This is a genomic window from Variovorax sp. FW305-3-2-15-B-LB1 (assembly GCF_058787635.1).
In genome coordinates, this window is record NZ_JBYSZY010000071.1 from 22,507 (window position 1) to 29,796 (window position 7,290).

Here is a 7,290-nt window from a genome sequence, read left to right on the forward strand (position 1 = left end):
GTCAGGCCGCGTCGGGCGCCGAGAGGTGCTTGCCCACGATGCCCGCGAGTTCGAACATCGTCACCTGGTCCTTGCCGAACACCGGCTTGAGCTTGGCGTCGGCATTGATCGCGCGCTTGTTGGTCGCGTCCTGCAGGCCGTTGGCCTTGATGTAGTCCCACAGCTTCTTGATGACCTCGGTGCGCGCCACCGGTTCGGCGCCGATCACCGCGGCCAGCGAGTCGCTGGGCTTGAGGCCCGCGCCCGGCTTGCGCGGCTTGGCCGCCTTCTTCTCGGCCGGTGCCTTCTTGGCGGCGGGCGTCTTCTTCGCCGCGACCTTCTTGGCCGCCGCGGTCTTCGCGGCCGGCTTGCCGAAGGTCTTGCGCGGCGGGAACTTGCTGCCGCCTTCGCGCGGTGCGAATTCGAAGGTCACCTTGCCTTCTTCGGCGTTCCACGTGAGGAAGGCCTTGAAGGCGCGGCGCGTGCGCATCGACACGAACTTGTCGAGCAGGTCGGTCTTGCCGGTGGCCAGCAGCTTTTCCATCTGGTCGCGCTCGACCGGCTGCTGCAGGATGATCTTGCCGGTCTTGAAGGTGCAGCTGGGGGTCGGCTGCTCGTTCGTCGGCACCGACTTCTCGCAGACGTAGTTGCTGCCGTGATCGAACACCGGCGCGCCGCACACCGGGCACGGGCCCACGGTGTCCTGCTGGCTGAAGTCGACGATCTCGCCGCTGTCTTCGTTCTTGTCGTCGCCGAAGTCGAACTCGAGCTTCCAGTTCTTCGCTTCTTCCCCGTCGTACTTGAGGATGATCTCGGCCGTGAAGGGCCAGCCCGCCTTGGAGCGGAAGCCCTCGAGCGGGCCGATGTGCTTGTTGGCCAGCAGCTGCTCGGCCTCGGCCACCTCGAAGGTGCGCCCGGCCGGCGACTTGCCGAACGAGAAGCCGCAGGCGTCCTCGCCCGTGCCGCTCTTGCCGGTGCAGCCGTAGCGGCGGTAGTTTTCCTTCACCACGCCGCCGCAGTTCGGGCAGGGCGTGGCGAGCGTGGCGTAGTCGCCGGGCACGGTGTCGCGGTCGTACTCCTTGGCCTTCTTGACGATGTGCTCCGTCATCTCGGCGATCTCGCGCATGAAGGCGTCGCGGCTCAGGGCGCCCTTCTCCATCTGCGCCAGCTTGTACTCCCACTCGCCCGTGAGTTCGGCCTTGGACAGTTCTTCCACGCCCAGGCCGCGCAGCAGCGTCATGAGCTGGAAGGCCTTGGCGGTCGGGATGAGTTCGCGGCCTTCGCGCAGCATGTACTTCTCGGCGATCAGCCCTTCGATGGTGGCCGCGCGCGTGGCTGGCGTGCCCAGGCCCTTTTCCTGCATGGCCTCGCGCAGCTCGTCGTCGTCGATCGTCTTGCCGGCGCCTTCCATGGCGCCCAGCAGCGTGGCTTCCGAATAGCGTGCGGGCGGGCGCGTCTTCAGGCCCTTGAGGTCGGCCGACTCGTTCTGCACGATCTCGCCCGGCTTCACCGGCACGAGGCGCTTGCCGTCCTTGTCGTCTTCCTTCTCGTCGTCCTGGGCTTCCTTGCCGTAGATGGCGAGCCAGCCCGGCTTGACCAGCACCTTGCCGTCGGTGCGGAAGGGGTACTTCTTGCCGCCCTGCTCCACCGTGCTGATGCGCGTGGTCACCTGGTGCTCTGCGCTCGGGAAGAACACCGACAGGAAGCGGCGCACCACGAAGTCGTACAGCTTCTGCTCGGCCTCGCTCAGCCCGCTCGGGGCCTGCAGCGTCGGGATGATGGCGAAGTGATCCGACACCTTGGCGTTGTCGAAGATGCGCTTGTTGGGCTTGACGTAGTTGCCGTCGACCGCCTGCTGGGCGAACGGCGCCAGGTGCTTCATGCCGCTGCCGGCGAGCATTTCCATGGTCTGCTTGACCACCGGCAGATAGTCTTCCGGCAGCGCGCGCGAATCGGTACGCGGGTAGGTCAGCGCCTTGTGGCGTTCGTACAGGCTCTGCGCCAGCGCCAGCGTGGTCTTGGCGCTGAAGCCGAAGCGGCCGTTGGCCTCGCGCTGCAGCGAGGTCAGGTCGAACAGCGCGGGCGAGGCCTGCGTGGTGGGCTTGCTCTCTTCGGTGACGGTGGCGGGCTTGCCGCGCGAGGCGTCGGCGATGGCGCGGGCTTCCTGCTCGCTCCACACGCGGTCGGCGCGCTGCTCGGCATCGGGTTCGCCGTTGGCCAGCAGCGGCGCGTTGGCCTTCTTCCAGTCGGGGTTGAACCACTTGCCGGGGTACTGGCCGGCCTCGGCCGCGAAGCTGCCGTGGATTTCCCAGTACTCGCGCGAAACGAACTTGCGGATCTGCTCCTCGCGCTCCACGACGACGGACAGCGTCGGCGTCTGCACGCGGCCCACGGTCGTGAGGAAGAAGCCGCCGTCGCGCGAATTGAATGCCGTCATGGCGCGCGTGCCGTTGATGCCCACCAGCCAGTCGGCCTCGGAGCGCGAGCGCGCGGCGTCGGCCAGGCCTTGCATCTGCTTTTCGGTGCGCAGCGCGTCGAAGCCGTCGCGGATCGCCTGCGGCGTCATCGACTGCAGCCACAGGCGCTTCACCGGCTTGCCCAGCGGGCTCTTGCCGCCGGCGTACTGCTCGATGAGGCGGAAGATCAGTTCGCCCTCGCGGCCCGCGTCGCAGGCGTTGATGAGCTGCGTCACGTCCTTGCGCTTGGCCTGCTTGACCACAGCGTTCAGGCGCGTCTTGGTCTTGTCGACCGGCTTGAGGTCGAAGTGCGGCGGGATCACCGGCAGGTTGGCGAAGCTCCACTTGCCGCGCTTGACGTCGAATTCCTCCGGGGCCTGGATCTCGACCAGGTGGCCCACGGCGCTGGTCACGACGTAGGTGTCGTTCTCGAAATGCTCGTCATGTTTGTCGAACTTGCCGGCCACCGGCGTGAGGGCCCGGACGATGTCCTGGGCCACCGACGGCTTTTCTGCGATTACCAAAGTCTTTGTCATCTGAGGGCTCTCTATACTCTGCGGCTTCCGCGTGCGCACGCGCGCACACGCATGTGTGCATATTCAACCTAACAGACTTCGGCGATGCCTTCCAAATCCCCACTTTCCGCCGGCCGCGACAAGGAAGCCGCCCCCGTGACCGAGCCCGAGGCGCGCTCCGCCGCCACGCGCTCCGGTGGCCGGCGCATCCAGATGCGCCGATCGGACGTCCATGGCAACGGCGTGTTCGCCCTGCAGGACCTGGCCGAAGGTGAAACGCTGATCGAATACAAGGGCGAGGTCATCAGCTGGAAAGAGGCGCTGCGCCGCCATCCGCACGATCCGACCCAGCCGAACCACACCTTCTACTTCCACATCGACGACGGCCGCGTGATCGACGGCAATGTGAAGGGCAACGACGCGCGCTGGATCAATCACTCGTGCGAGCCGAACTGCGAGGCCGACGAAGTCGATGGGCGCGTCTATATCAAGGCCCTGAGAAACATCGCCGCCGGCGAGGAACTGAACTACGACTACGGCCTGATCATCGACGAGCCGTACACCGAGAAGCTGCTGTCCGAGTTCCCGTGCTGGTGCGGCTCCGAGATGTGCCGCGGCACGCTGCTGACGCCCAAGGACGAGGACGAGGAAAAAGACAAGAAGAAAAAGAAGAAGGCCAAGAAAAAAGCCGAGAAGAAGAAGGCCGAGGCCAAGGAAGCGAAGAAGGCTGAAAAGAAAGCCGAGAAGAAAAAATCGGACAAGAAGGCCGACAAGAAAAAGGCCGACGGCAAGAAGAAGTCCAAGGGCGACGCCCCGGCCGCCGCCGGAGACTGACAATGGCCACGACGCCGGCCAGCGCCTGGTTCGAAGACCGGATCGCCGCGACGGTCGCGCCGCTGCTGCCCGGCTTCGCGGTCGAGGCCGTGGCCGAAATCGATTCCACCAACACCGAGCTGATGCGCCGCGCGCGCGCCGGCCGCACCGACCCCGTGCTCCTCGTGGCCGAGCGCCAGACGGCGGGGCGCGGTCGCCTCGGCCGCCCGTGGCAGAGCGCGCAGCAGCCCGAGGCGCCCGCCTCGCTCACCTTTTCGCTGGGCATGCCGCTGGCGCCGGCCGACTGGTCGGGCCTGTCGCTGGCCGTGGGCGTGAGCGTGGCCGAAAGCCTCGACCCGACGGGCACGCACCAGGTCGGCCTCAAGTGGCCCAACGACATCTGGGTGAACGACCGCAAGCTGGTCGGCATCCTCATCGAAACGGCGATGCCGCAGACGGCCCGGCCCGATGCCGCGCGCTACCTCGTGGTCGGCATCGGCATCAACATCGGCCCGCGCGAGGGCGACGGCATGCGCACGCCGCCGGCCTGGCTGCGCCAGTGGCAGCCCGACGCGTCCGCGCCCGAGGTGCTGCTGTCGCTGGCCGAGCCGCTGGTGCGCAGCGTGCTCGCCTTCGAGGCGAACGGCTTCGCGCCCTTTGCCGAACGCTTTGCGGCGCGCGACGTGCTGCGCGGGCGTGAGGTGACGCTCACCGACGGCACCGCCGGCCTGTGCGAAGGCGTGGCCTGGGGCGGCGAGCTGCAGGTGCGCACCGACGCCGGCCTGCAACTGATCTCCAGCGACGAGGTGAGCGTGCGCCCGCGCGGCATGTCTTTCTGAGCGAGGGCATGAAGCTGCGCCTGGTCCTCATCGCCCTGCTCGCCACCAACGCGGGCTACTGGCTGTGGACGCGCGGCGACCTGGCCGGCTTCGGGCTTGCGCCCGCGGCGCTCGACGAGCGCGAGCCGCAGCGCATGGCGCGGCAGATCCACCCCGAGTGGGTGCAGATCCGCAAGGAAGCCAAGCCTTCGAGCACGCCTGCGCCCTGACCTGGATCAGGCCGCAGCAGCGCGCGCGAACATGCGCCGCGCCTTGGCCAAGGCGGCCTGCAGTTTTTCTTCGGAGGGCGGCTCGTGTGAACTCGAGCTCAGGCCGAACTTCTTGCCCGCGATTTCCTGCACCGCGACCAGGATGCCGCCCAGCACGACCGGATCGGTCTCGGTGTCGAGCGCCTGGCGCAAGGGCTCGAGCGCCTTGGGTGCGGCGCTGCGGCGGTTGAACACGATCTGCATCAGCGCGCTCGCGGCCCATCGGCGGTTTGCGGCGACGGCGTCGTGCGCGAGCAGCGGCACGACCTTGGCGATGTCCGTCGTGCCGCCGAGCCAGCCGATCACCCACAACCCCTTGCAGCGCAGCTCGTCGTGCGGTGACGCGAGCGCGGCGCGCGCGAGGGCCGCGGTCTCTTTCAGCCGGCGACCCTTGCGGTACTTGAAGCCGCCGAGCAGCTGCAGCACCGTGGCCTGCATCGCAGGGTCGGGCTCGCGGTCGAACTGCGCGAGCAGGTGGTCTTCGGCTTCGTCGCCGCGCTCGCCGAACTTGCGGCAGAGCCAGTCGTAGAGCTCGCTGTCCATGCCGGTGTCGTGCAGCAGCGTGTAGTGGAAGGCGAGCGCCTCGGCTGAATCCTGTTCCAGCAGATCGGCGCCGAAGTCGAACATGTCCGACACGTCGGTGTCGAGGCGGATTTCCAGGAAGCGTTGGCGCAGCGTGTCGAGCGGATTCATTCCGACGGGGCCTCCTCGAAGCGCACGGTGAAGAGCGCGCCCGGCGGGTGCTTGCCGGGGTGCGCGTCTTCGAGCTTGACCCGTGCGCGGTGCTGGTTGGCGATCTCGCGCACGATCGGCAGGCCCAGCCCGGAGCCGTCGGCCTCGTTGCCGAGTACGCGGTAGAAGGGCTCGAACACCAGCTCGCGGTCGGCCTCGGCGATGCCGGGGCCGTTGTCTTCCACTTGCACCAGCTGCACGTGGCCGAAGGGGTCGGCCAGCACGCGCGCCGTGACCACGCCGGGGCGCTCGGGCGTCGAGGGCGTGTAGTTGAGCGCGTTGTCGACCAGGTTGCGCACCAGCTCTTTCAGCAGCGTCGGGTTGCCGTCGACCATCACGCCGGGCGCGCCGGCCTGGACGCCGTCGTAACCGAGGTCGATGCGCTTTTCGATCGCGCGCGGCACGGCCTCGCGCACCACCTCGATGGTCAGCCGCGCGAGGTCGCAGGGCTGGCAGTGCGTCATGGCGCTGGTGCCCTCGGCGCGCGCCAGCGACAGCAGCTGGTTCACGGTGTGCGTGGCGCGCACGCTGGCGCGGCCGATCTGCTTGAGCGACTGCTTGAGCTCGTCGGCGTTGGCGCCCTCGCGCTGCGCCAGGTCGGCCTGCATGCGCAGGCCCGCCAGCGGTGTCTTGAGCTGGTGGGCGGCGTCGGCCAGGAAGCGCTTCTGCGTGAAGATGGAGTCGTTGAGCTTGTCGAGCAGCTCGTTCACCGACGACACCAGCGGCACCACCTCGAGCGGCACCGAGGACTCGTCGAGCGGGCTCAGGTCGCCGGGGCGGCGCTCGCGGATGCGCGCCTCGACCACCGACAGCGGCTTGATGCCGCGCACCAGCGCCAGCCAGATCAGCAGCACCGCCAGCGGCAGGATCGCGAACTGCGGCAGCAGCACGCCCTTGATGATCTCGGTGGCGAGCACCGCCTGCTTCTCGCGCGTCTCGGCCAGTTGCAGCAGCGAGGGCGGCACTTCTTCGCTGCCGCTGGGAATCCACAGCGAGGCCACGCGCACCGGCTGGCCGTGCACCGTGCTGTTGTGCAGCAGAACCACGTTGGTGCCGGGCGGGTCGTCCACGTTGGGCTGCGGCAGGTCGCGCTCGCCGTGCAGCAGCGTGCCGTGGCCGTCGAGCAATTGGTAGTAGATGTGGCCGGCGTCGTCGGCACGCAGGATCTCGCGCGCCGATTGCGACAGCACGAAGTGCGTCTGCCCCGCCTTCACCGTGACCAGCTCGGCCAGCACCTTCACGTTGTGCTCCAGCGCGCGGTCGAAGGGCGCGTTGGCGATGCCCTGCGCCACCAGCCAGGTCACGCCGATGCTCACCGGCACGAGCAGCAGCAGCGGCGTGAGCATCCAGTCGAGGATCTCGCCGAACAGGGAGCGCTGGGCGCGCTGGAAGAGCTTCAAGGGAGTTCCTGGCAAGACGAAAGAACGCGGGCGAGCGTGAACTAGTACTGCGATTCGCAGGTGTGACGTTTCATTGACAAGGTGTGACTGGTTGTAGCCTTGACGTGCAGTTTCTGCAATTCAAAAACATCAGGGAGAAATCATGAAGCAAAAGACCGTGGGCGGCTGCCCCAAGCCGCTCTGGATGGCCGCGACCGTGTTGGCCGCCAGCGTGGGTGTCACCGCATGCGGCGGTGGAGGTGGCGGAGGCGGTGGGGGCGGCATGCCGATGCTGCCGATCGCACCGGTTCCGGCGCCCGCCCCCGCAC

At 68.0% G+C, this 7,290-nt stretch carries 6 protein-coding genes; 3 read left to right on the plus strand and 3 right to left on the minus strand.

Annotated features, from left to right (window positions below):
• Window position 1 precedes the first annotated feature (1 nt).
• Window positions 2-2,971, minus strand: coding sequence for a DNA topoisomerase III (locus AC3WQR_RS28510; protein WP_307695268.1), 2,970 nt, complete (start codon window positions 2,969-2,971; stop codon window positions 2-4).
• Between the two features lie 84 nt (window positions 2,972-3,055).
• Here AC3WQR_RS28510 and AC3WQR_RS28515 point away from each other — a divergent pair, with 84 nt between their 5' ends.
• Genes AC3WQR_RS28515 through AC3WQR_RS28525 form a run of 3 tightly spaced genes read left to right on the plus strand, consistent with a single transcriptional unit; the run spans window position 3,056 to window position 4,811 of the window.
• On the plus strand, window positions 3,056-3,784 hold the full coding sequence (locus AC3WQR_RS28515; RefSeq protein WP_390347754.1) for an SET domain-containing protein: 729 nt from the start codon (window positions 3,056-3,058) through the stop codon (window positions 3,782-3,784).
• 2 nt (window positions 3,785-3,786) lie between these two features.
• Window positions 3,787-4,602 (plus strand): biotin--[acetyl-CoA-carboxylase] ligase, encoded by an 816-nt coding sequence (locus tag AC3WQR_RS28520; RefSeq protein ID WP_492745274.1) that lies wholly within the window; start codon window positions 3,787-3,789, stop codon window positions 4,600-4,602.
• A gap of 8 nt (window positions 4,603-4,610) precedes the next feature.
• Window positions 4,611-4,811, plus strand: a complete 201-nt coding sequence (locus AC3WQR_RS28525) for a sporulation protein (RefSeq protein WP_492745276.1) — start codon at window positions 4,611-4,613, stop codon at window positions 4,809-4,811.
• A gap of 6 nt (window positions 4,812-4,817) precedes the next feature.
• Here the strand turns inward: AC3WQR_RS28525 and AC3WQR_RS28530 are convergent, their stop codons facing one another.
• Window positions 4,818-5,543 carry a HEAT repeat domain-containing protein gene (locus AC3WQR_RS28530; protein WP_492745278.1) on the minus strand — a complete coding sequence of 242 codons (726 nt, stop codon included), beginning with the start codon at window positions 5,541-5,543 and terminating at the stop codon, window positions 4,818-4,820.
• Entirely contained in the window at window positions 5,540-6,982 is a 1,443-nt protein-coding gene (locus AC3WQR_RS28535) for a sensor histidine kinase (RefSeq protein ID WP_307637721.1), read from the minus strand. Before AC3WQR_RS28535 ends, AC3WQR_RS28530 begins: the two co-directional genes overlap by 4 nt.
• Window positions 6,983-7,290 lie beyond the last annotated feature (308 nt).